The 22,826-nt window shown below is 69.2% G+C and carries 20 protein-coding genes; 10 read left to right on the top strand and 10 right to left on the bottom strand.

Features of this window, described 5'->3' with window-relative positions; all coding sequences use genetic code 11:
- The first annotated feature begins 21 nt into the window (after window positions 1–21).
- The 3 genes from ACIBO2_RS42885 to ACIBO2_RS42875 all read left to right on the top strand — a co-directional run bounded on the left by ACIBO2_RS42885 (window position 22) and on the right by ACIBO2_RS42875 (window position 2,376).
- Window positions 22–825 (top strand): SAM-dependent methyltransferase, encoded by an 804-nt coding sequence (locus ACIBO2_RS42885; protein WP_397304049.1) that lies wholly within the window; start codon window positions 22–24, stop codon window positions 823–825.
- 294 nt (window positions 826–1,119) lie between these two features.
- Window positions 1,120–1,323, top strand: coding sequence for a cold-shock protein (locus ACIBO2_RS42880; RefSeq protein WP_086663560.1), 204 nt, complete (start codon window positions 1,120–1,122; stop codon window positions 1,321–1,323).
- A gap of 165 nt (window positions 1,324–1,488) precedes the next feature.
- Complete coding sequence (locus ACIBO2_RS42875) at window positions 1,489–2,376, top strand: ACT domain-containing protein (protein ID WP_358553383.1); 888 nt, start codon at window positions 1,489–1,491, stop codon at window positions 2,374–2,376.
- A gap of 11 nt (window positions 2,377–2,387) precedes the next feature.
- On the opposite strand, the gene ACIBO2_RS42870 is transcribed toward ACIBO2_RS42875, so the two are convergent.
- Window positions 2,388–2,972, bottom strand: a complete 585-nt coding sequence (locus tag ACIBO2_RS42870) for a glycoside hydrolase family 2 TIM barrel-domain containing protein (protein ID WP_397304048.1) — start codon at window positions 2,970–2,972, stop codon at window positions 2,388–2,390.
- 40 nt (window positions 2,973–3,012) lie between these two features.
- Between ACIBO2_RS42870 and ACIBO2_RS42865 the strand changes: the two genes are divergently transcribed.
- Genes ACIBO2_RS42865 through ACIBO2_RS42845 form a run of 5 tightly spaced genes read left to right on the top strand, consistent with a single transcriptional unit; the run spans window position 3,013 to window position 8,936 of the window.
- Window positions 3,013–4,605: an ABC transporter substrate-binding protein gene (locus ACIBO2_RS42865; protein WP_397304047.1), complete on the top strand. Its 1,593-nt coding sequence runs from the start codon at window positions 3,013–3,015 to the stop codon at window positions 4,603–4,605.
- Window positions 4,602–5,546: an ABC transporter permease gene (locus ACIBO2_RS42860; RefSeq protein WP_358553377.1), complete on the top strand. Its 945-nt coding sequence runs from the start codon at window positions 4,602–4,604 to the stop codon at window positions 5,544–5,546. Before ACIBO2_RS42865 ends, ACIBO2_RS42860 begins: the two co-directional genes overlap by 4 nt.
- A gap of 2 nt (window positions 5,547–5,548) precedes the next feature.
- Window positions 5,549–6,418: an ABC transporter permease gene (locus tag ACIBO2_RS42855; protein ID WP_358553375.1), complete on the top strand. Its 870-nt coding sequence runs from the start codon at window positions 5,549–5,551 to the stop codon at window positions 6,416–6,418.
- A 47-nt stretch (window positions 6,419–6,465) separates the two neighbouring features.
- A complete protein-coding gene (locus tag ACIBO2_RS42850; protein ID WP_358553373.1) occupies window positions 6,466–7,263 on the top strand; it encodes a creatininase family protein in 798 nt (265 codons plus the stop codon).
- Between the two features lie 26 nt (window positions 7,264–7,289).
- A complete protein-coding gene (locus tag ACIBO2_RS42845; RefSeq protein ID WP_358553371.1) occupies window positions 7,290–8,936 on the top strand; it encodes an ABC transporter ATP-binding protein in 1,647 nt (548 codons plus the stop codon).
- A gap of 20 nt (window positions 8,937–8,956) precedes the next feature.
- On the opposite strand, the gene ACIBO2_RS42840 is transcribed toward ACIBO2_RS42845, so the two are convergent.
- Window positions 8,957–9,637: a GntR family transcriptional regulator gene (locus tag ACIBO2_RS42840; RefSeq protein ID WP_357951292.1), complete on the bottom strand. Its 681-nt coding sequence runs from the start codon at window positions 9,635–9,637 to the stop codon at window positions 8,957–8,959.
- 59 nt (window positions 9,638–9,696) lie between these two features.
- Between ACIBO2_RS42840 and ACIBO2_RS42835 the strand changes: the two genes are divergently transcribed.
- Both ACIBO2_RS42835 and ACIBO2_RS42830 read left to right on the top strand, forming a co-directional pair.
- Window positions 9,697–10,446 carry an HpcH/HpaI aldolase/citrate lyase family protein gene (locus ACIBO2_RS42835; RefSeq protein ID WP_397304046.1) on the top strand — a complete coding sequence of 250 codons (750 nt, stop codon included), beginning with the start codon at window positions 9,697–9,699 and terminating at the stop codon, window positions 10,444–10,446.
- 10 nt (window positions 10,447–10,456) lie between these two features.
- Entirely contained in the window at window positions 10,457–11,251 is a 795-nt protein-coding gene (locus tag ACIBO2_RS42830; RefSeq protein WP_397304045.1) for a carbon-nitrogen hydrolase family protein, read from the top strand.
- Between the two features lie 106 nt (window positions 11,252–11,357).
- On the opposite strand, the gene ACIBO2_RS42825 is transcribed toward ACIBO2_RS42830, so the two are convergent.
- The 8 genes from ACIBO2_RS42825 to ACIBO2_RS42790 form a co-directional block, all read right to left on the bottom strand.
- Window positions 11,358–12,764: a DHA2 family efflux MFS transporter permease subunit gene (locus ACIBO2_RS42825; protein ID WP_397304044.1), complete on the bottom strand. Its 1,407-nt coding sequence runs from the start codon at window positions 12,762–12,764 to the stop codon at window positions 11,358–11,360.
- A gap of 1 nt (window position 12,765) precedes the next feature.
- The gene (locus tag ACIBO2_RS42820; protein ID WP_358553362.1) at window positions 12,766–14,313 is read right to left on the bottom strand and encodes an AMP-binding protein; all 1,548 of its coding nucleotides are present in this window, start codon (window positions 14,311–14,313) and stop codon (window positions 12,766–12,768) included.
- 341 nt (window positions 14,314–14,654) lie between these two features.
- Window positions 14,655–15,503: a family 3 encapsulin nanocompartment shell protein gene (locus ACIBO2_RS42815; protein WP_397304043.1), complete on the bottom strand. Its 849-nt coding sequence runs from the start codon at window positions 15,501–15,503 to the stop codon at window positions 14,655–14,657.
- Window positions 15,504–15,515: 12 nt separating this feature from the next.
- Window positions 15,516–16,244, bottom strand: coding sequence for a hypothetical protein (locus ACIBO2_RS42810; protein WP_397304042.1), 729 nt, complete (start codon window positions 16,242–16,244; stop codon window positions 15,516–15,518).
- Window positions 16,241–17,224: an aldo/keto reductase gene (locus ACIBO2_RS42805; RefSeq protein ID WP_358553356.1), complete on the bottom strand. Its 984-nt coding sequence runs from the start codon at window positions 17,222–17,224 to the stop codon at window positions 16,241–16,243. The genes ACIBO2_RS42810 and ACIBO2_RS42805 overlap by 4 nt, the downstream gene beginning before the upstream one ends.
- Before the next feature lie 2 nt (window positions 17,225–17,226).
- Entirely contained in the window at window positions 17,227–20,370 is a 3,144-nt protein-coding gene (locus ACIBO2_RS42800; RefSeq protein ID WP_397304041.1) for an amino acid adenylation domain-containing protein, read from the bottom strand.
- On the bottom strand, window positions 20,367–21,575 hold the full coding sequence (locus ACIBO2_RS42795) for an FAD-binding oxidoreductase (RefSeq protein ID WP_358553352.1): 1,209 nt from the start codon (window positions 21,573–21,575) through the stop codon (window positions 20,367–20,369). The genes ACIBO2_RS42800 and ACIBO2_RS42795 overlap by 4 nt, the downstream gene beginning before the upstream one ends.
- Window positions 21,576–21,841: 266 nt before the next feature.
- Window positions 21,842–22,705 carry an amidohydrolase family protein gene (locus ACIBO2_RS42790; protein ID WP_397304040.1) on the bottom strand — a complete coding sequence of 288 codons (864 nt, stop codon included), beginning with the start codon at window positions 22,703–22,705 and terminating at the stop codon, window positions 21,842–21,844.
- Between the last annotated feature and the right edge of the window lie 121 nt (window positions 22,706–22,826).

The following is a 22,826-nucleotide window of genomic DNA, read 5'->3' as shown; positions in this document are numbered from 1 at the left end:
CGATCTCGCGAGGAGTCCACCGTGACCGAAAATTCGGACTTGTGGGCAAAAGGCATCGACACCACCCGGCCCAGCATCGCCAGGGCCTATGACGTCGTGCTCAACGGCAAGGACAACTTCGAGGTCGATCGCACGTTCGTCGCCGAGATCGTGAAAGTCGTCCCCGAGATCTACGATGTGGCCACGTACAACAGGGAGATCCTCGGCCGGGGCGTGCGCTTTCTCGTCGAGCGCGGCATCACCCAATTCATCGATCTCGGCTCCGGTTTGCCGACGGTGGAGAACACGCATCACGTCGCGCAGCGCGCCAACCCGGACGCGCACGTGGTCTATGTCGACAACGACCCGATGGTGCTGGCCCACGGCCGGGCGATCCTGGCCGAGAACGACCGGACCGGGGTGGTCACGTCCGACCTGCGTGAGCCGAAGGCGATCCTGGCCGACGAGACGGTCCAGCGGCTCATCGACCTGGACCAGCCGGTAGGCGTGATGCTGGTCGGCATCCTGCACCACCTGCACGACAGCGAGGACCCGAAGGGTATCGTCGAGGAGTACATGGCGGCGGTCCCGTCCGGCAGCTACGTCTTCATCACCCATTTCTGCTCCGCCACCCAGGACGCGCGTGACGCGGAGAAGAAGTTCCTCGCACTGCTCGGCACCGGCCGCTTCCGGACCCCCGAGGAGATCACCTCGTTCTTCGATGGGTACGGACTGGTCGAGCCCGGGGTCGTCCCGCTGCCCTTGTGGCGTCCCGAGGACACCGTCCCCGAGGTGCTCAGTGTCGGCCAGCGCCTCATGTACGGCGGCATCGCCAGGAAGCCCTGACCCGCCCGCACTGGTGGGGCCGGGGGTCTCGCCCCGCTGCCCCCTGCTCCCCGTCCCCGGCGCCTCGCCGATCGTGAGCGGCGCGCCGACGCGGGGGCGACACGTCGGTGTGGCGGCCATGGTAAGCTGGTCTCAGTTGCAGTTCTGGTACCCAAATGAACTTTGTGTGCGCCTGACGGGACGTAAACCTCAGGCGCATTTTGTTTGCCGGTCATTTCCGGATGGGTCATTTCGGCGACGTGGGGCCCGTGACCTGCGGGTTCTGTCTATTGCGCCTACCTAAAGGAGATCGACATGGCGACTGGCACCGTGAAGTGGTTCAACTCTGAAAAGGGCTTCGGCTTCATCGAGCAGGACGGCGGCGGCGCTGACGTCTTCGCCCACTACTCCAACATCGCTGCCCAGGGCTTCCGCGAGCTGCAGGAAGGCCAGAAGGTCAGCTTCGACATCACGCAGGGCCAGAAGGGCCCGCAGGCCGAGAACATCGTTCCCGCCTGACGCTAGTCACGCACGACGAGCCGGGGTTCGCACCTGAAGAGGTGCGGGCCCCGGCTCGTCGCATTGAGGGCATGTGTCGCGAGCCCGGCCGCCCCGGGCGAGGGTTAATGTCGGTGAAACCGCACGTCGCGTGGTTGCGAAACAGCGGACTGCCATCCTGCCCGCATGAGCGATGCGAAAGACGTAGATCGGGCGCACACTCCTGAGCAGGGCGCCGCCTCGTGGAAGCGTGAGGTTGTAGAACTGGCGGTGCTCTTCGTCGCGGTCGGTCTGGCCCACCTGTTCGCCACTCTTATGGGGCACGCCGCCCCAGGCCCCGCGGTGCTGGTCACCCTCGGTGCGGGGCTCATTATGTGCACCTTCGTCCACAAACGCCTGGCCCACCGACGACCCGGCCGCAAACGCCTGGGCCGCAAACGCCTGGGCCGCGAAGGCCACAAACGATGTGGAACCGAGCGCCAAGCCGCTGAGGTGATCGATATCGAAGGAGGCCGGCCGATGAAGTTGTGGCGCATCCGCACGCGGGTGGTCGACCGGCCGGGCCGTCTGGCGGAGTTGGCCACGGCGTTCGCCAGGCTGGACTGCAACGTGCTGGCCCTGCACATCGCCGCGACCGGCAGCAGCGCGATCTCTCCGTCCGGCTGCGACGCCCTGGACGAGTTCGTCGTCGAGGCGCCCACGCAGCTGAGCGAGAAGGACCTGTGGTCGGCGGTCGAGAAGGCCGGCGGGCTCGACATCGTCATCGTCCGCGCCTACGTCAAAGACCTGGTCGACCCCGGGGTCCAGGCCCTCGTCCTGGCCAATGCCGTCAGCGACGACCCGGAGCAGCTGCCCCATGCGATGGCGGAGCTGCTGCGCGCCCCGGACGTCCAGTGGCGACGCCCCGGAGACACCCTCGCCGACAGCGGCGAGTCCGGCACCACTCTGGTGATTTCCGTCCATCCCGAACGGGCGCTCCTGGTCAGCCGCCCCGCTCTGCCGTTCACCCCGACGGAGGCGGCCAGAGCCGCCGCACTGGCCGCCAGCGTGAGACAGCGGCGCTACTCCGACTGAACGCCGCCCGCTCAGCCAAGGCTGCCTCGTGTACGCGTCACCGCAGCGACCCACCAGATGCCGCCGTACTCACTGACGAAGTACGGCTGCCCCCGATAGGCAGCGGACATCGGGCCATCCGGGCTCGTGTTCATGAACGGCCGCCGGGAGACGAGGCCGGCATGGTTCGCGGCGAAGACCGCCGGATCCTGCTCGTAGTCGTGCGAGTCCACGACGTCCGTCTCCGCGACGCGGTGCGCGTAACCCGACACATCCAGGACGGGACGCGTCGGGTCGGCGAGCTTCGTGGCCAGCCACATCGCTCGCGTCACGTCGTCGAGCTGGGTGATCCGGTCTGTCAGTATCTGCGAGGTCTCGTTCAGCGGGCACCAGCCGACGATCGACGGATGGCTCAGGTCGCGGCGCACGGCTTCGAGCCACTGCGTCACCATCGACGCCGTCGGCCGCTGGTTGTCCCCGGCCGGTGAAGCCGGACGACGCCAGTTGGGGCGATCAAGGCCTTTCTGAAGATCGGTTTTTGCCCTGCTCCTACCGCACATTCGGCTCGCCCGCAACCCGTTGACCCTCGAGGTAAACGCCATGTATACCTGGGCCATACCTGATGCATCCTCCAAGCGCCGACGAGGTGGAGATGTCATGGCAGTAATCAGCAGGCGGACCTTTCTCGCAGGCAGTGCCGCCGCGCTGGGTACCACCACCCTGGCGGCCTGCGGCAATCCCACGACCTTGCCCGAATCCATGCAGGTGGTCCGCGCCGGTAGCGGTGGCCCGAGCCGGGGCGGAATCCTGTACTTCGGTCTCTCCACGGACCCGGCCAATCTCGACCCGCATCTCAGCACCGGCAGCGCCTCCGACTACCTGCGGCAACTCGCCTACAACGGGCTGGTGCAGTACAACGGCGCCGGAGAGATCGTCGGGGACCTCGCGGCCGAGTTCGGCTGGGCGGATGAGCTGACCTACAAGGTCAAGCTCCGCTCAGGAGTCACCTTCCACGACGGCTCCCCGATGACGGCCGAGGACGTGGTCTTCTCCTTCCGCCGCATGATGGACAAGGAGACCGCGGCGGCATCGGGGCCGCTGCTCACGCAGGTCACCTCCGTCGAGGCGCCCGACGCCACGACCGTGACCTTCACCCTGAAGCAGCCCGACGTGGCCTTCCCCTTCGCGCTGGCCGCGCCCACCTCCAACGTCGTCTCCAAGAAGTGGATCGAGGCGGGGGCGAACACCAAGACGCAGGTCATGGGCACCGGCCCGTTCCGGTTCGTGGAGCGCATTCCGGGAGTGAGCACCACCTTCGTCCGGTTCGAGCATTACTTCGAGTCCGGCCTGCCGTACCTCAACGGCATCGTCTTCCAGCCGATGAGCGACGACTACGCCCGCGTGATGGCCCTGCGCACGGCGACCGTGGACATGATCGACTATGTCCCGGCCACCCACGTCGGCGTCATCTCCGAGAACCCCCGGCTGCGGTTCGCCTCGGACAAGACCTTCGGCTTCGGCTTCGTCGGGTTCGTGACCAGCAAGCGGCCCTTCGACGACGTGCGGGTCCGCAAGGCGATTGCCATGTCGATCAACCGGCAGTCGGTCCTGGACACCGCGCTGCTCGGGCACGGCAGGCCGATGGACGGCGCCCTGATGTCGGAGACGTTCGCTCCGTACGCGCGCGGGCTCGACGGCACCATGCCGTACGACCCGGAACAGGCGAGGTTCCTGCTGAAACAGGCCGGGCAGGAGGGCCTGACCCTGCCGGTGGTCACCACCAGTTCCTACTCGGTCATCGCCCGGCCCGCCCAGGCGATGCTGCCGGGCCTGCGCGCGGCCGGCCTGAACGTGAACCTCACGCAGCAGGAATGGCTGACCTTCCGGGCCAGCGTGACCGACAAGGTCTTCCCCGTCCACTCCTGGGGGACGGCGCCGAAGTTCGGCGACCCCGCGTCGCTGGGCGACTTCATCGGCAGCACCGGCACCTTCGCCAAGTACCTCGACTTCGCGGACGACAAGATCGACGAGCTGCTCGCCCAGGGGCGCAAGACCTCGGAGCAGAGCCTGCGCGACGAGATCTACCTCGACATCGAGAAGCGGGCGCTGGAGCTGGTTCCGATGACCTACACCGTCCGCCGCGAGCAGGGCGAGGCTCACTACACCTACGTCAAGGGTTACGAGCACCCGCCGAAGGGCGCCTGGACGGCCACGGCCCTGCGCCGGACCTGGATGGAGAAGACGGCGTGAGGCGATTCCTGGCCAAGCGGTTCGCGCAGGCGATCCTGCAGTTGCTCCTCGTCGGCACCATCGTCTTCTTCTTGGTACGCCTCATCCCGGGCGATCCCGCCAAGGCGGTGCTGGGCGAGGCGGCCACCGAGCAGCAGATCGCCCAGACCCGGCTGGCGATGCACCTCGACGAGCCCTTCTTCGGGCAGTTCATCGGCTTCTGGGCGCGGCTGTTCCAGGGCGATCTCGGCACCTCGCTGATCAGCGGGCGCCCGGTGATGCAGGACCTGCCCTCCCGCATCGGCAACTCGCTGGAACTGGTCCTGATCGCGCTGGCCGTCTCGCTGGTGGTCGGCATCGTCCTGGGCCGGATGGCCGCCACGCGCGCCGACAAGCCGTCGGACCACGTGCTGGTCGCCGGATCCATCTTCGGGATCTCCCTGCCCGTCTTCGTGGTCGGCACCCTGCTGCTGCTGGTGTTCGGCATCCTCATCCCGATCCTGCCGCCGGCGCGCTTCGCCTCACCGTTCGAAGATCCCCTCACGCACCTGCACATCCTCATCCTGCCGGTGGTCACGCTGACGGCGGCCTCGTGCGCGGTGGTCACCCGGATGACCAGGGCGTCCATGCTGGAGACCCTCAACGCCGACTACGTCCGTACGGCCCGCGCCAAGGGGCTGGTGGAGAAACGCGTCATCAACCGGCACGCCCTGCGTACGGCGATGCTGTCCGTGGTCTCCGTGACGACGGTGGAGCTGACGACACTGATCGGCAGCACGGTCCTGGTGGAGACCATCTTCGGCTGGCCGGGGATGAGCTCCCTGCTCATGAACGCCGTCGGGCAGCGCGACTACCCCGTCATCCAGGCCGTCGTCCTCGCCGCGGCCACCATCGTCATCCTGGTCAACCTGGTCGGAGACCTGGTCGTCAGGGCACTCGACCCCCGGGCGGAGGACAACTGATCATGGCCACTGTGCTGTCAGGCGCACCGGCGATCACGAGCGCCGACAGGAAGACCTTCCTGCGGCGGCTGCTGGCCAACCGCAGAACGTCCGTCGCGGGCGCCTTCCTGCTGCTGGTCGCGCTCGTCGCGCTGTTCGCCCCGTTCCTCGCGCCCTACGACTACCGCGACATCGTCGGCAAGCCGCTGACCTCCGGCTCGGCGCTGGGCATCGACGACTTCGGCCGCGACGTACTGTCCCGCCTGCTGATCGGGCTGCGGGTCTCCCTCGGGGTGGCGCTGTCCGCGGTCCTGGTGGCGGCGGTCATCGGCGTCGCGCTCGGACTGGTGGCCGGGTACGTCGGCCGCTGGGTCTCGACGATCATCATGCGCGGCATCGACGTCCTGCTGAGCTTCCCCCCGATCGTGCTGGCCATCGCGGTGGTGGCGATCCTGGGGCCGGCCCTGGTGAACGTCGTCCTGGTGATCGGCGTCCTGTACATCCCGAGATTCACCAGGATCGTGTACACCCAGGTGCTGTCCATCAGGAATTTGGAGTACGTCGAAGCCTCGAAGATCATGGGCGCGAAACCGGCCGGCATCCTGGTCGGCACGATCCTGCCGAACGTGGCCGCGCCCATCATCGTCCAGCTCAGCCTGTCGGTCAGCTTCGCCATCCAGATGGAGGCCGGACTGAGCTTCCTCGGCCTCGGCGCGCAGCCGCCGCTGCCCTCGCTGGGCACGATGGTCGGCTCGGGACGCGACTTCCTGGAGGTCCAGCCGACGCTGCTGATCTACCCGTCCGTGCTCATCATCCTCGTCGTCCTCGCCCTCAACGTGTTCGGGGACGGCCTGCGTGACCTGCTCGACCCGCGCCGCCGTGGCACCAGCTGAGTCGTGGCACCCACCGAGTCCTGGCACTAACCGAAAGGAACCACCACATGACCCTCCCTTCCACCCACAGGCTCGGTGAGCTCTCCTGGACCCAGGTCAAGGAGCTGGCGGAACGGGACCCGATCATCCTGCTGCCGATCGGCGCCGTCGAGCAGCACGGCCCGCACCTGCCCATCCACGAGGACTCCATCGTGGCCGAATGGGTCGCCGACAAGCTGGCGGCGGAGAACGGGTGCTATGTCGCCCCGGCCCTCCACTATGGGCACTCCGGCACCTTCCGCGGCTACAACGGCAACCTCTCCTTGAGCCAGACGACCCTGCGCAACGTCACGTACGAGATCATCGAAGCGCTGGTCCAGTCCGGATTCCGGCGCATCATCATCGTCGACAACAACGGCGGCAACGTCGGGCCCGTCACCGGCGCCGCCCTTGACGCGCGCCGCGACCTCGGCGTGCTGATCGGGCACCTGTACCCGTGGCAGCTCGGCTACGCGCTCATGCGCGACGTCTACGAGGACCCCGCCACGGCGTACGGACACGGCGCCGAGCCCGAGCACTCCGCGATGCTCGCGATGTTCCCCGAGCAGGTGCGCAGTGAGCTGGCCGTCCCCGGCGGCCTGGCGTCCGGCAGCGGCTGGACGCCGACGAGCTACCTGGAGACGGCGATCCCCGGCCAGACCGTACGCGGGACCGTCTTCTGGGACTTCTCCGAGGTGAGCGAGACCGGATGCACCGGCGACGTGAGCCTCGGCGACGCCAAGATCGGCGAGATCTGGATCGAGCGGGTCATCGGTTTCTGCTCCGCCTACATCCAGGAGTACGACCGCAACACCAAAGCCGAGTAGCCCTGCATGAGCATTTGGGGAGACACATGACAACCGACACGATCCTCTCGGTCGAGCAGCTCTCGGTGGACTTCCAGATCGCGGGCGAATGGACCTCCGCCGTGAAGGACGTCAGCTTCTCGGTCGCCAAGGGCGAGGTGGTGGCGCTGGTCGGGGAGTCCGGCTCGGGCAAGTCGGTCAGCTCGATGTCGGTGCTCGGGCTGCTGGCGCCGAACGCGCGGCGTCGCGGGAGCATCCGGTTCGGCGACACCGAGCTGATCGGCCTCGGCGAGGAGCCGCTGCGCGCCATCCGGGGCAAGCGGATCGCGATGATCTTCCAGGAGCCGATGACCGCGCTGAACCCCGTCTACACCATCGGCGAACAGATCATCGAAGCCATCCAGTGCCACGAGCGCCTGCCCGTCGCCGAGGCCCGCTCGCGGACCCTGGAACTGCTGCGCAAGGTCGGCATCCCGGAGCCGGAGTCGCGGATCGACAGCTACCCGCACCAGCTGTCCGGCGGTCAGCGGCAGCGCGCGATGATCGCCATGGCGATCTCCGGCTCGCCGGAGGTCATCATCGCCGACGAGCCGACCACCGCCCTCGACGTCACCGTGCAGGCGGAGATCCTGGAGCTCCTGCGCCGCCTGCAGAAGGACCTCGGCTCGGCGGTCATCGTCATCACCCATGACATGGGAGTGGTGGCCGACCTGGCCGACCGGGTCGTGGTGATGAAGCAGGGCGAGGTCGTGGAGGAGGCGCCGGTCGCCCGGCTGTTCGCCGACCCCCGCCACGAGTACACCCGCAAGCTGCTGGCCGCGGTGCCCCGGCGCGGGCAGGCGGAAGCGGCCCGCGCCACGGCCGCGCCCGCTGATGGCATGACGCTGCGGGTCATCGATCTCGAGGTCGAGTACCCGGGCCGCCTCGGTCGCAAGGGCTTCAAAGCGGTGCACGGCGTCAGCTTCGCCATCGAGAAGGGGAAGGTCCTCGGTCTCGTGGGGGAGTCCGGCTCGGGCAAGTCCACGATCGGCCGGGCGATCGTCGGGCTGGCGCGGGCCTCTGCGGGCGCGATCGAGATCTGCGGGCGCGAGGTGACGGGGCTCAAGGCCGGGCAACTGCGCGACTTCCGCCGGACGTACTCGATGGTCTTCCAGGACCCCGGCTCCTCGCTCGACCCGCGCCGGTCGATCGGCGACTCGATCGCGGCACCGATGATCATCAATCGGTACGCCGGTCGCGCCGCCGTACGCGCGCGGGTGCTGGACCTGCTGGAACAGGTGGAGCTGCCCAAGAGCTGGGCCGACCGGTTTCCGCACGAGCTGTCGGGCGGTCAGCGGCAGCGCGTCGGGATCGCCCGCGCGCTGGCGCTGGAGCCCGAGTTGCTGATCGCCGACGAGCCCACCTCGGCGCTGGACGTGTCGGTGCAGGCCACCGTCCTGCGGTTGTTCCAGGAGTTGCAGGACAGGCTCGGGTTCTCCTGCCTGTTCATCAGCCATGACCTCGGCGTCGTCGAACTGCTCGCGCACGACGTCGCCGTCCTGCAGCACGGGCGGCTGGTCGAGCACGGCCCGGCTCGCGAGGTGCTGAACGAGCCGCAGACCGACTACACCAAGCGGCTCGTCGCGGCGGCGCCGGTGCCCGATCCCGTCGAGCAGGCCGAGCGCCGCGAGCTGTGGCGGGCCATGGCGAAGTGATCGAGCTGTCTATCGGGTGTTCACTTCAGGCGGGAGACCACCGACTCGTCGGGGCGCAGATGGTTGCGCAGCGTACGTTCGGCGGCCTCGAAGTCGTGCTCGGTCAGCGCCGCGAGCAGGGCGCGGTGCTCCGGGCCGATGACCGCCAGCCGGTTGGGCCGCAGCGAGATCGCGCTGACCCCGATCCGCTGGTGGCGCGGCTGGAGGCTGGTGAACAGGTCGGTCAGGACGGTGTTGCCCGTCGCCTTCACAAACGAGTAGTGGAAGAAGAAATCCATCTTCGCGTGCTCGGCGATCGCGTCGCGGTCGCCGGCCCGGCACCGCGCCAGCGTCGAGGGCTCCTCCATCAGGTCCAGGTGCGCGGACAGGCCCGCCGGGATGTCGGTCTTCGTCTCGCACAGGATCCGGAAACCGTGGATTTCGAGCACCTGCCGCATCTCGTAGGTCTCGAACAGCTCGCCGGCCGTGACGCTGCGCACCTGGGCGCCGCGCCTGGGCTGCAGGTCGATGTACTTCTCGGCCGCCAGACGGTGGAACGCCTCCCGGACGGGAGTCCGCGACACGCCGGCCTCGTCGCAGACCAGCTTCTCCTCCAGGAAGGAACCCTCAGGAAACCGGCCACCGAGGATCGCCTCCCTCGTCCACCGGTAAGCACGCTCACCGGCCGTCGTCGCCGGGACCCTGTCCGGTTCCCAATCCATGCCACCCCCCATGTTCATGTGTATACACAGCGTATACCAATTTCTGTTAGGAGTATCCATTGCAGGACCAGCAAGACCGGAGATACGCCGCCTGGCTGTCCGGTCCGAGCTTCGCCGCGGCCGAGATCGTGGCGGACCTGGGTTACGGGGCGGTGGTCCTCGACATCGAACACGGCTCGTTCGATCTGGCCGATCTGGAACGCTATATCCCGTTCCTGCGCGCTCTCGACCTGGAGGTGCTGGCCAAGGTCCTGGGGCCGGAGCGGGGCCCGATCCAGCAGGCCCTCGACTTCGGCGCCACCGCCGTCGTCGTGCCCCACATCGAGGGCGTCGCGCACGCGGCCGCCATCTGCGCGTTCGGAAAGTTCCCGCCGCTGGGCGACCGGAGTTTCGCGGGCGGCCGTACGACGCGCTACGGCGGCTTCGACGACGAGTGGACCGCCCGGCAGGACCGCGAGACCCGCGTCTACCCCATGATCGAGGACGCCGGCGCCCTGGAGCAGATCGCCGACATCCTCGCGCTCCCCACGGTCGACGGCGTCTTCGTCGGCCCCAGTGACCTGTCCCTGCGCCGGGAGCGCGGCGCCTACAGCCGGTCGGCAGGCGACTTCGCCGACCTCAAGATCGTGGCGGACGCGGCCCGCGCCGCCGGCAAGCCCTGGGTGCTGCCCGCGTGGTCGGCGGAGGAGAAGGCGTTCGCGCTGGAGAACGGCGCCGACCAACTCGTCCTGACCATGGAGCACGGCGCCATCATGGCCGGTTTCCGGGCCGCTCTCGACCAGACCCGCGAACTCACCCGCAATCGTTAGGAGACACAGCATGCTCGTCACCGTCGGCCAGTTCGGCGCCACCACCGACAAGTCCGCCAACCTGAAAGCGGCCACCGCACTGATCGAGCAGGCGGCGGCCCAGGGCTCCCAGCTCATCGTCCTGCCGGAGAACGCCATGTACTCCAACTCGGACGTCACGGCCGACATCGTCTCGGAGACCGAACCCCTTGACGGCCCCTTCGCGACCACGATCGGCGCGCTGGCGAAGCAGCACGGCATCGCCGTCGTCGCCGGCATGACCGAGGCGCCGGGGGGAGGGTCCGGCAAGCCCAGTAACACCGTGATCGCCGTGGACTCCGGTGGCGACCTCGTGGGCGTCTACCGCAAGGTCCACCTCTACGACGCCTTCGGCTACCGCGAGTCCGACCGGGTCCAGGCGCACAAGCCCGAGCCGCTGATCTTCACCCTGGGCGACCTGACCTTCGGCGTCATGACCTGCTACGACCTCCGCTTTCCCGAGATGGCCCGGTTCCTGGTCGACGCCGGGGCCGAGGCGCTCGTCGTACCCGCCGCGTGGGTCGCCGGGCCCGCCAAGGAGGATCACTGGATCACGCTGGCCCGCGCTCGCGCGATCGAGAACACCGCCTACGTCATCGCCTGCGGGCAGACCGGCCCGAACTACACCGGTCACAGCTCCGTCGTGGACCCGATGGGCCAGATAGCGGCCTCGGCGGGCGAGGCTCCGGGAGTGGCGTCCGCGGTCATCGGCGCGGAGCGGGTGAAGACCGTACGCGCCAAGAACCCCAGCCTGACCAACCGCCGCTTCGAGGTCGTCCCCGCCTGAGGACCGGCACCTGAGGACCGGCGTCTGAGGGACAGCGCCTGAGGGACAGCGCCTGAGGGGGCGCCGCGCGCCGGAGGGACGCCGCCCACCTGAGGGGCGGCGTCCGTCACGGCGTCTTCGAGCCGGGTTCGTGCCGGCCGGCGTCCGCCGTGGCGGGTGCTTCGGGGCTGCGCAGCCCCGAGGCGGCGATGGCGATGAGGGCGCAGAGCCCGAGCATGGTCGCCCAGACGCCGTGGTACGCGGCGGTCGAGCCGAGCCGATCCCCCGACAGCACCAGGACGAGCGCGGAGACGCCGATGACCGCTCCACAGGCGCGCGAGGTGACGGACATGGCGGTGCCGGTGGCCAGCCGGGCGGGCGGAATCTCGGCGACGGCGGCACCGCTGAGCGCGTTGACCAGCACGGCGATGCCCATACCGGTGGCGACGACCGCGGGCAGGACCACCGTGAGGTACGCCTGACCGCCCCCGGCCGCGAGCGCCAGGTAGCCGGTGGCGAGCGAGAGCAGCACCACCCCGCCCAACGCCAGCCTGCGATGCCCGGTCTTCGCCGCCAGCCGGCCGGCGAGCGGCGCGGTGAGGACCTGTACGACCGCGCCGGGAGTGACGGCGAGCCCGGCCTGGGCCTCGGAGTACCCCCAGATCTTGGTGAGGAACAGGATGTTGGCCAGCGGTAGGGCGAACATCACCAGCCCGAGCAGGAACATCGCGAGGTTGGCCCGCTGGGTGCTCCGTGCCCGAAGGATCTTCAGGTCCACGATGGGAGCGGGATGCGAGCGCGCCCGCCGGACGAAGACCACGCCGACGAGGACACCGGCGACGAGGGCGAGGATCGTACCCGGGCTGCCCGGCCCCCACGCGTCACTCTGCACGATGGCCAGCGAGGGCAGGCCGATGGCCGCCACCAGCAGGACCAGGCCCACGATGTCCGGCATCCGCGACGGGGCGGACGGCGGCGTCCGCGCCAGGGTCCGCCACGCGCCGAACAGCACGACGAGCCCGACCGGCAGGTGGAGGAAGAACACCGTGCGCCAGTCCCAGACGGCGACCAGGAGGCCGCCGAGCGAGGGCCCGGACGCGGTCGCCACCGACTGCGTCGCGCTCCACAGACCGATCGCCGTGCCGCGCCGTTCCGGCGGGTAGTACGGCAGGATCAGCGCGAGCGTCAGCGGGGTGATCACGCCGCCGCCCACACCCTGCACCACCCTGGCCGCGATCAGGATGCCGGCCGAGGGGGCGACCGCGCACAGGGCGGCGCCGACCACGAACACCGTCAGCCCGGCGAGGAACACCCGCCGATAGCCGAACCGGTCCGCCAGGCCGCCCGCCGGCAGCAGCGCCGCCGTGAACGTGATCGCGTAACCGTTGAACACCCACGAGAGTTCGGGCAGCCCGCTGCTCGGAAAGCTGCGGAGCATGTCGGGAAAGGCGATGTTGGCCAGCTGTACGTCGATCGCACCGAGAAAGGCGCTCCCGCACAGCACCGCCAGGGGGAGCGCCCGGGATCCGCGCACCTCAGCCGGACGCCGCGCCGAACCGCTCGCGGAGCTCGACCTTTCGGATCTTGCCCGTGACGGTCCGTGGCATGGCCTCGACGACTTCGAGGCGTTCGGGCCAGAACCAGCTGTTCACGCCTGCTTTCTCCAGGTGCGTCCGCAGATCCTCCAGCGTGGGTGGTTCGTCCGTCGGCGTCACGACGGCGCAGACCAGCTCGACCAGCTTCGGATCCGGGATGCCGATGAGCGCGATGTCGCGGACGGCGGGGTGCCTGCCCAGCAGCGCTTCGATGTCGCTCACCGGCAGCTTGAGACACATGTTGGCGATGATGATGTCCTTGGTCCGGCCGGAGATGCGCACGCCGCCGTACCCGTCGTCGCGGGCGAGGTCGCCGGTGTCGAACCAGCCGTCCGGCGTGACCGACTTGGCGTAGATCTCGTCGCGCCGGTAGTAGCCGAGGCATTGGGCCGCGCCGCGTACCTGCAACGCGCCGATCTCGCCGACCGGGACCGGCTTGTTCTCCTCATCGACGATGCGCGCCTGCATGCCGGCCACGACGGTGCCGTCGCTCTCTCCGGCCCGCTCCGGCGGGTCTTCGGGCCGGGTCATGGTGACGCCGCCGTTCTCGGTCATGCCCCACAGCGCGTACACCCGTACGCCGAGGATCTCGCTCACCTGCTCCACCAGGTGCGGTGGGACGGGCGCCGAGCCGGACACGAAGATCCGCAGAGTGGGGATCTTCCGTGGGTTGGCCTCCTGCTCCTCGCTGATCTCCCGGGCGAAGGGCGGTGTGCCGTAATACATCGTGACGCCGTGCTCGGCCATGAGGTCGAGGTAGACGCCGGGGTTCCAGAGGTCGGCCGTGACCGCGGTGCCGCCCAGCATCAACGCCTGCAGGTACGTCATCACCAGGCCCACATAGTGCATGGAGGTCTGCGCCGTCATGATGACCAGGCTGTCGTCCAAGCCGTACGCGTCCCCGTAGCCGCGGATGGCGGCATGCAGGGTGTTCTGGCTGTGCAGCGCGCCTTTGGGCTCTCCGGTCGTCCCCGAGGTGAACAGAATGAGGAACGGATCGTCCGGACCCAGCGCGCGCCCGGCCAGCTCCGCAGGGTCACCGGGTTCGGGGTCGAGGAGGTGCTCCTCGAACCCGAGGGACCCGGCCGGGCCGTCGCCGCCGAGGACGACGACGTGCTCCAGGGCCGGGATCTCGCTTGCGAGCGTCATCGCGGTCTCCGCGGTCGGCAGGTCACCGAGGCGGTTCACGGTGATGAAGACGCGCGCCTCGGTCAGCCGGATCATGAAGTCGAGCTCGCGATGCCGGTAGATGGGGAACTGCGGTGCGATCCGCGCGCCGATCTTGATGCAGGCCAGCGTCAGGGGCAGCATCTCGCGGCGATTGGGTAACTGGACGGCGATGTAGTCTCCCGGCCGTACGCCCAGCCGGATCAGGCCGTGGGCGATCCGGTCGGTCAGCCGGTCGAGCTCGGCGTAGCTGACGACGTCGGTTTGGCCATCGGCGACGCGCCGACTGATAAGTGCAGGCTTGTCGGGAAAATCCGTCACATGATGCCGAAGGTCATCCAGGAAAGTCGCGCTTCGCCACCAACCGTTGCGCCGATATTCCTCATGTGTGTCCGTCACGCTCGCCCGCCTTCCATCAGGCGCCCCGCGGACGCCCTCGTCTGCTGTTCCGCACGAAATTCAACGTACGGCATTTACCGCAATTCATCGCCTACGGGTTTTATCCTCCCCGGAGAGGCCGCCCTTTTGCTCCCCCGGAGTGCCTCCGCCACGATGCGCCGTGTTCTTCTGCTCCCCCGGAGGGGGTATCTGTCCCCAGAGACCCCAGCCACCACGGACCGTCACAGGAGCCGAGACGGTTGGGGGACGAAGGGGGACCATGGTCACGACGCAGGAGTGACGAGGTAGAACAGAGCCGGCAGATGGACCGCCACCCCCTCGTACACCTCCGCACACACGGCCACACCAGGCCGGGCGAACGTGCCCGGCGGCGGTTCGGCCACCCGGATCACCGAGTGGCGAGCGTCCAGGAGCCGGGCCGCCACCGAGATGTCGCCGACGAGGGCGGACCCCGGGCTGATCCACCGGTTGCGGCTGATCTTCATGCCGTTGCCCGCCGCCAGGTCGGCCAGCAGGCCGTTGCGGCCGACGAGCCGGTGGTAGTAGTCGTTCGGGTTGATGATCATCGCGTGCGGGGTGGCGCCCGACTGCTCGACCTCGTCGCAGGCCGTCAGGACTCCGGTGACGTAGTCGGTGTCGTAGGGGAGCCGGGCGATCTCCGGGTGGTCGAGCAGGGCGTTGGTCAGGGCCAGGTTCTCGGCGGTGGCGAGCCGTACCAGTAATCGGTAGTCGAGGAAGGTGGCCAGCGCGTCCGGGTCGTCGGCCAGCCCGTCGGGGATCTGCACCCACGCCCGGATCGGGTGCACCCCCGCCTCGCTCATGCCGAACCTGAAGGCCGCCTCCCGGCGGACGTCGGAGCCGCGTACCGCCTTCTGCTCTTCCGCGGTGGGCCGGGACTCCGTCCAGAACCGGGCGGTGTCGTCGGTGGGGCGGACCTTGAGCAGGTTCCGTACGGTCAGCCGTGGTCTGTCCTTGGTCGGCTCGTGTGCCTCGGTGATGGTGTAGTCGAAGGTCACCTCGGCGCGGCCCGGGTCGGCCGCGAACGCCCGCGCGAACGCCTGGCCCGGGGACTGCTTCACGGTGGTGAGGGCTGGGGCGGTGTCCGTTGACATGGGGCCTCCCGGTCAGAAGTCGTGCTGGATGAGCCGCTGGTAGAAGGGCAGATGGTGGTCGTAGAAGGCCCTCAGGGCGGAGTGGTTGTCGACGGTGTCCGGGTAGGTGTTGCGGCGGTCCTCGAAGCCGGCGCTGCCGATCGCGTCGAGATGCCACCGGCGGGTCCGCCGCCACTCGGGCCGCTCTCCGGAGTCCCAGGTGAGCGCGTGCGCGAGGAAGGGCAGACCGGCGTACGCGCAGAAGACCTCGGCGACCTTCGCCGGCTCCGCGACCAGCCGCTCCGTGCGGATGACGAGCGGCCTGCGCCCGGTCGCCGACCAGGCCAGCTCGAACAGCCGGTACAGCCGTTCGTAGCCGATCTCCGCGCAGGTCACGGCTGGTTTGATCGCGTAGTGCGAGCTGATGGTCGGCTTGGGATCGCGGACGATGAAGGTGTGGACGATCCCGGCGAGTTCCTCGGGATGGTCGAAGAGATAGCCGTAGTCGTAGTCGAGGACCTCCTTGACGAACACCGGCCGCACGAGGGCCAGCTCCCTGAGGCCGATGAGGAGTTCCTTCTCCGATCGCGCCACCGCCCGGCCTCCGTCCGGTGACGGTGATGGGAGCGGCACCGCGCCTTCCTCGGTCAGGGCGAGGAACGGCTCGTGCAGGACGGCCACGTCGCCGCGCTCGATCATCATGCGCAGGAACGCCGTCGAGGCCGAGCGGGAGTGCGCCCACATGACGATCAGCGGGTTCACCCGGACCACCAGGCCGGGACGCGATCCCAGCGATGCCGGCGGAGCTCCTGGAGCAGCGCGTCGTCGAGCGGCCGGCCGTCGCTGACCGAGAAGTTCGCCCGTACATGAGCGGGTTTGCGCATGCCCGGGATCACCGTGCTGACCGCCGGGTGGTTGAGGATGAAGCGCAGGGCGAGCTCGGGCAACGAGGTGCCCTCGGGGAGAGCCGCCTTGAGGCGTTCGACCCGTTCGACGCTCGGCCCGAGGTTCTCCGCGCAGAAGTACGTGCTGCGCCAGTCCTCCTCCGGCCAGGTGCTGTCGGCGCTCAGCGTGCCGGTGAGGGTGCCCTCGTCGAACGGTACGCGGGCGATGATCCCGATGCCGTCGCGCAGCGCGCGGTCGAACAGCTCGTCCTCGGGCGCCTGGTCGAAGATGTTGTAGATCACCTGGATGACGTCGATGAGGCCGGTGTCGAGCGCGGCGAAGCAGTTGGCCGGCTCCCACCGGTTGACGCTGATGCCGACCGCGTCGATGACCCCCTCACGCTTGAGGTCGATGATCGCCTCCTGCCAGCGTTCGTCGGCCGCCCAGCGGTCCTCCCAGGTGTGGAACTGCATCAGGTCGATGCGCGACACCCCGAGGTTGTCCAGGCTGCGATGGGTGTACTCCCTGATGTGGTCCGCGGGGTAGGCGTCGTCGAGGGTGTCGTCCGGTCCCGGCGGCCATTCGCGGTTCTTCGGGGGGATCTTCGTGGCGACGTACAGCTTCCGGTCGGGATGGCGGCGCAGCAGCGCGCCGAGCATCTGCTCGCTGACGCCCCGGCCGTACACCCAGGCCGTGTCGAAGAAGTCGCAGCCCAGCGCCACGGCCTCGTCGAGGCAGCGCGGGGCGAGGTCGTAGTCCCAGCCGGTGAAGTTGCCGGGGCCGCCGCCGATGCCCCACATGCCGTATCCGACCTCGCTGACCGCCCAGCCGAGGTTCCCCATCTTGCGGTGTCGCATCCCTAGCCTCTCTGTCGCGTGGTGATCAGCGGGCGTCCCTTCACCGCGCGACCGTCCCCGCTCCCGCTCGTCAGCCGGGCGTGGTACGCGGTGATCGAGCCGTCCAGGCCGTCGTCGTCGAGCTGCCAGCGCTGCTCCAGCCGGCGGCATTCGTCCTTTCGGAACAGCGCGGGGTTGTCGGTCAGCAGGCCGGCGAAGGCCCGCTTCAGCCGGTCCTCGCTCGTGCCCTCCGGAGCGGGCAGGAGGGACGCGAGGATGGCCAGCTCGCGATCGGAGGTGGCCCGCCCCGCCTCACGGACCAGCGTCACGAAGTCCCCGCACGGGATCGGCGCGATGACCGCGCCGGCGCGCGGCAGGACGTCGTCGAAGCTGACGCTCTCCGCGCGGAAGATGTGCAGCGTACGGCCCCAGGCGCCGTCGTCGCACACCGCCGCCGCCACGCGGGCCGCCACATAGTCGACCGGGGTGTAGTCGGAGCGCGTGGCGACCTCGGGCATGACGCCCAGCCGCAGGAAGGCCGACAGCAGCAGATGGGTGAAGGCCACCGGATTCGGGTATCCGTTGTCGGCGCTCGGCATCACCTCGCCGAGCCGCAGGATGGTGACCAGCGCGCCGCGGCGCCGGGCCTCGGCGAGGTAGCGTTCGGCGATCCACTTGGACCGGCCGTACCCGCCGGCGGGCGTCCTGGCGAGGGCCGGCTCGTAGTCCTCCGGCAGGCGGTCGTTGTGCCGCAGCGCCTCGTCCTGGAGCGCCCCGAGCGTCGAGACATAGTGCACCGGCACCGGCCGGTAGGCCATCGCGAGCCGGACCAGCTCGATGGTGCCGCGCACGTTGACCTGACGATGGGCGCGATAGTCGAACAGGAAGTTCACCAGTGCGCCGTTGTGGAGCACCAGGTCACACGTACGCGCCAGGTGCTCCCAGGTCCGGGCGGTCAGCCCGAGGCCCGGTAACGCCAGGTCGCCCGCGTACCCCTCCAGCCGGTCGGCGAACCGCGGCTCCCACAGACCCCGCTCCAGCAGCGCGCCGACGACCCGCGCGGTCGCGCCGGTGTCGTCGGCGGCCCGCGCGAGGCAGCGAACCCGCAGGTCGGTACGGGCCAGCAGCTCATGGACCAGGCGGCTGCCGACGAAGCCGGTCGCCCCGGTGACCAGCACGGTCCGCAGCCTGCCCGACCTGTCGGCGGGCCGGATGGGCTCGCCCTCCGGCACCGTCGAGTCGTGGGCCATGAGCACGGACTCGTCCTCGATGGCCACGCCGTCGCGCCGCCGGGCCTCGATCAGGGGCGTCAGCTCGTTCGCGGTCGGGTGGTCGTACAGATCCTTGACGTCGACGCGCACACCGCACTCCGCGGTGATCATGTGCACGACGGACAGGGCCTGGATGGAGTCGCCGCCCGCCTCCGCGAAGTGCGTGTCGCCCGTCAGTCCGGGCCGGCCGAGCGCCGAGCGCAGCGCCCGCAGGACCTGATCGCCCAGGTTCGTGGTCGGCGCGCTCTCGGCCAGCCGGGCGGTGTCCTCGGCCAGTCTGCCGTCGAGGACCGCCTGGAGCCGGCCGCGGTCGACCTTGCCGTTGTCGTTCAGCGGCATCTCCGGCAGCAGGAAGAAGTAGCGGGGCATGCTGGTCCTGGGCAGAGTGCGGCGCAGGTGCCCGCTGAGCGCCGCCTCGGTGAGACCGGCGCCGGAGACGAACAGCGCCAGCGCCTTCGTACCGCGCTGCTCGGCCACCAGGACCTCCGCCTGCCGGACCCCGGGGCACTTCTCGGCGGCCACCTCGATCTCGCCCAGCTCGATCCGGACGCCGCGGATCTTGACCTGGAAGTCCTTGCGCCCGGAGAAGAACAGCCGGCCCTCGTGGTCCAGATGACCGAGATCGCCGGTGAGGTAGAGCCGGGGGCCGGGGATGATCTCCGGGAACGGGTTGGGGACGAACGCCTTGGCGGTGGCCGCCGCGTCGCCCAAGTACCCCTCGCCGAGGCACTCGCCGCCGATGGCCAGCTCGCCGGTGGTGCCGGCCGGCACCGGGCGCAGGTCGTCGCCGACCACCACGGCGTAACAGTTGTCGATCGGGCGGCCCAGCGGAATCGTGTCCCCGTCCGCCGCGGACACGGGATGGAAGACCATCCCGATGGACGCCTCTGTCGGCCCGTAGCCGTTGGTCACCCGCAGGCCCGGCAGCAGCGCCATCAGCCGGTGCACCGCGCGCGGGTTGACCGCCTCGCTGCCGACGACGAGCCGCCGCAGCGAGGACAGCTTCCGGAGCGCCTGCTCGTCGCTGTCCACGATGGCCACCAGCGCGTTGAAGACGCTGGAGACGAAGTCCGCGGTCGTGATGCCGTACTCGGCGATCAGGTCGATGGTGTGCCGCAGGTTGAGGAACTCTTCCTGTACGGGCAGCACGGTGTGACCGCCCGTGGTCAGCGGCCAGAACAGCTGCCAGAGCGAGGAGTCGGAGGTGTGCCTGCTGTTCTGCAGGACGACGTCCGCGCCCGTCGCGGTGAAGTAGCGCGTCATGAAGCGAAACCGGTTGGTCAGCCCCGCGTGCCGGTTCATCGCGCACTTCGGCGTGCCCGTGGTGCCCGAGGTGAAATAGCCGTAGATCAGGTCATCGGGGCCGACCGGCACCGCCGGGCGCCGGGGCGACGGGACGATCCGGTCGACCTCGACGGTGACCGCGCGGTGCCGTAACTCCCGTGGCAGCGCGTCTGCGGTGGCGCACAGGATCGGCCCGCCCGGCAGCACCCCGAAGGTGCCGCGGATCCGGTCCTCCGGCCACGAGGGGTCCAGCGGTACGAACGCCGCGCCCAGCTTCATCAGCGCCAGATACGTGACCGGCAGTTCCAGGGAGTTGACCAGCAGGACCGCGACCACGTCGCCCTTGCCCACACCGTGCCCGGTCAGCGTGGCCGCCAGGCCGTTCACCAGCTCGTCCAGCTGCCGATAGGTGAGCATCCGGCCCTCGAACGACACCGCCGGGCGCTCGGGACGGCGGTCGGTCTGCTCCTCGATCAGCGCGGAGATCGGGCGGAACGCCCCGAAGTCGACCGCTCGGCCGGCGAAGCTCTGGGATTCGATCGATAATGGGGAAGGGGCTGATTGCTGCCCCTCGGACCCTTCCTGGTCGTTGCCGGTCGGCTGTCCGGTCATTTCCACCTCTCCGTTAGGAATGCCGCCCTACTCGTAGGCGTTCCATGCCGTTCCAGATGAGTGCGTTCCGGTGAGAGGTGGTCGTAGGCGACGTCCGGCGGGGTGCGCGTCGCCGCCGCGGCGGCGATCCGGCCGACGGCGGGCGCGGTCTGCACGCCGTAACCGCCCAGCGCGGCCATCCAGACGAAGCCCGGCGCGTCCGGGGCCTCGCCCACCACGGGCGTGTCGTCCGCCACCACACTGCGCAGGCCGGCCCACGCGTGCCTGACGCTGCGGATCTCCAACGTGGTGGCCCGCTGTAATCGCTCCACGCCGATCGCGACGTCGAGGTCGTCGGGACGGACGTCACCGGGCGGCATGGGGGTCGTGTCGGCGGGTGAGACGAGCAGGCGTCCCGACTCGGGCTTGAAGTAGAAGGTGTCCGCCACGTCGGTGACCATCGGCCACCGCGCCGCGCCGACGCCGTGGGGGAGGCCGGCGTCTTCGGACAGGCCAGCGTCTTGAGGCAGGTCGGCGTCTTCGGGCAGGTCGGTGAGGAAGGCGGTGCGCCGTAGCGGCCGCAGGCCGATGAGCCGGACCCCGGCGAGCCCGGCCACTTCGTCGGCCCACGCCCCGGCCGCGTTGACCACGATCGGCGCGGCGAACTCGCCCGCGTCGGTCGCCGCGTGCCAGAGCCCGTCCCGCCGGGACAGCCCCCGCACCCGCGCCGACGTGATCACCTGGCCGCCACGCGCCCGAATGCCGCGGAGAAAGCCCTGGTGGAGCGCGTCCACGTCGATGTCCATCGCCCCGGGTTTCAGCATGGCGTGGCTGTACCAGCCGGACCGCACGATCGGGCAGAGCCGGTGTACCTCATCGTGGTCGATCTCACGGACCGGAGTCGGGGCCGACAGCCCGTCGGCCAGCATCTCGGCGAACTGCTCCTCCGCGCCTACGGGACACAGCGTCAGCACGCCGCGCGGGGTCAGCAGCGGACCGTCCGCGAAACCGGGCGGTGGCGTGGTGAGGAACGACCGGCTCGCCGTGGTGAGCGCTCGTACGGCCGGGTTGCCGAAGTACTCCGAGAAGAGCGCGGCGGACCGTCCGGTCGCATGGTAGCCGGGAGCGTGCTCCATCTCCAGCAGCGTCACGGTGCCGAACTCGGCGAGGAAGTATCCCGCGCTCGCGCCGGCCACCCCGCCGCCCACGATGAGAAAATTTCTCACGGTCGTAACCGATCATATTTCGGGCCGGACCCGCAATATTTTCTGGGCTTCCTGACTTCTGGTATGGAACCAGCGGGAATATAAGCGTCCTGAAGCGTCTTCGGAAAATGGCAGGTCAGAAAATTAGGACCGATGCCGGGCGGGGAGCTGGCCTGTCCGAAACTGGCCCTGCCTTAATGATGGCAAAAAGGGCAAAAAGGCACTATGTCGCCTTTTTGTGTATATGGCTGTCTTTAATGCAGCTTAGGGACGTCCATGATCAGGGGTCATGGGTGGAGCCGGAGCAGGCCCACGGCGTTGTCCTTGAGGATCATCGGACGGACCTCGGGCTTGATGTCGAGCTTGGCGAAGTCGGCCAGCCAGCGGTCGGGGGTGATCACCGGGTAGTCGGAGCCGAAGAGCACCTTGTCCTTGAGCAGCGTGTTCGCGTACTGGACGAGCTGCGGGGGGAAGTACTTCGGCGACCATCCGGACAGGTCGATGTAGACGTACGGCTTGTGCGTGGCCACCGCGAGCGCCTCGTCCTGCCAGGGGAAGGACGGATGGGCCAGGATGATCCGCAGCTCGGGGAAGTCCACGGCGACGTCGTCGACCAGCATCGGATTGCCGTACTTCAGCCGGATCCCGCCCCCGCCCGGCACTCGCGCGCCGATGCCGGTCTGCCCGGTGTGGAACAACGCGGGCACCCCGAGCTCCTCGATGACCTCATAGAGGGGGTAGGCCATCGGGGCGTTCGGCGCGAAGCCCTGGATGCTGGGGTGGAACTTGAAGCCGCGCACCCCGTACTCCTCGACGAGCCTGCGCGCCTCACGGGCGCCCGCCCGTCCCTTCCATGGATCCACGCTGCCGAACGGGATCAGCACATCGGCGTGCTCGGCGCAGCTCTCCGCCACCTCCTCGTTGGAGATGCGCGGGTGACCCGTGGCGTGCTCGGCGTCCACGGTGAACACGACCGCGGCCATCTTCCGCTCACGGTAGTAGGCGGCGATCTCGGGGATGGTCGGCCGCGCGTGCCCCTTGAAATACTCCGCCGACGCGCCGAACAACTCCGGACTGAGCGAGCCGTGGCCGTCCTTGGACACCTCGGCGTGCGTGTGGACATCGATCGCGACGAGCTCCTCGACGTTCATGCCGGGTCCGAGTGCCAGGAGTCGGTACGACGGGCGACGACTGATTTCCCTGTGAGATTCACCGCTCGAACGTAAGGCGCTTCTGTGACCATGGTCAAGTTTCTGCCGAACGAAGCTGAGG

The organism is Nonomuraea sp. NPDC050022, assembly GCF_044460705.1.
In the GTDB taxonomy this organism is placed as follows: Bacteria; Actinomycetota; Actinomycetes; order Streptosporangiales; family Streptosporangiaceae; genus Nonomuraea.
This window is presented reverse-complemented; position numbering and strand designations above follow the sequence as displayed.